Below are 1387 nucleotides of genomic sequence, written 5' to 3' on the forward strand. Positions count from 1 at the left end.
ACGCGCTAATCAAAGCCTTTGGAAAAAGTATATTCAAGCTTTACGTACAGCTCTCGATTAGTGAGATATCGTTTATCATCCACATCGCTATCCAGCTCGTACTCAAACTTAAAACCTGAAAGAATCCGTAGCGCACTGCTGGGCTGATAAATCGCCGTGTACTCGACGCTATTGCTTGTTTCTTTAGCCGTCTCGCTACCTAGCCAGATAGCCAAGTTTCGCTCAGTAATATCGTACAGCCACAAGAGGCGGTGACTAAATATTTTGCTACTTCGATAGGTCACACCTAGGGTATAAAATTCCTCTTTATAGAGCTGACCTTCCTCAACATCAAAAATGCGATGCGTTGCTTTAGCATCTATTTCAATATGCCCTAACTGGTAGCGAACACGAGGTTTAAACTCACGTAGATCCCCCAATCTCAAATTATCCGAGTCGGCCTGCTCGCCGTATTTCCCATCAAAGTTAAAGGTCCACTGGCTCCAAGGCGAAATCTCGTAGTACCAAAGCCAATAATGCTCATCAAAAAGCGGCGCATTATCGCCCAGCTCCAACGAGTTTTGATTGATTCGATTAACAGCGCGCGACTTCCACGTCGGACCAAACCGAAAAACAGTCTGCTTCCATCCTCGAAATTCACCATAGAGAGCGTAAGCCGTTTCAATGTCTTCGTTGGCTTGCGACCGCGTTTCGGTAAATACCCCATACGCTCTAATACGAGACTCACCATCATCATTGGGTACACGAAGATACCACTTCTGGCCATAGGCCAAATTCACACTTCGATAATCCACCTGCTTCTGAAACCCTAAGTCGCCACGAAAATCACGGTGCACGTCATAATAATTGAGCCAATACAAACCGTTTGGCCCGTCGTGCTTGTAATTGAACCTAAATGCATGCCCCGTCAATTTCCGTTCATAATCGGCGCGCTGTACATAGGCATTCGTTCCGCAATTTCCTAGAGGACAAAAATCCGGGATCGGATCTCGAGTGCAATCACCAGACTCACATAAGTCATCCGCAAACGCTTCATTATACTGAGTATCTGAATACATCAACTGAAATCTCAGCTTATCGTCGATACTTAAATCCCACAGGCCATCTACACCGCCAACATAATTATGGTAGTTGTCTTGGCCCTGCCTCAAAGTGCCTAAAACACCAAGTGATTTCTTCCCAAAAGACTGCTCATAACGAAACGCCGAGGCATTACTCTCTATGGCTACATTCATGGTATCTGAGCCAAGATTATCGGGCATGACAAATTCAGTCTCTGCGTCTTCCACATAAAACAATCCTGTCGTGCTGTTTCGTGTGTTCTGTATATAGTTAGCGCCCCACTCCGGAAACCGAATATTACGTGTATACACCATTGGCAACAGAG

Annotated in this window: 1 protein-coding gene; it reads right to left on the reverse strand. The window is 45.4% G+C overall.

All coding sequences use genetic code 11. The features are described from left to right. Positions 1 to 5: 5 nt before the first annotated feature. Positions 6 to 1387, reverse strand: a 1382-nt coding sequence (locus A3751_RS22705; protein ID WP_231876861.1) for a hypothetical protein, incomplete at its 5' end; no start/stop codon positions are given.

The organism is Oleiphilus sp. HI0080, assembly GCF_001635135.1.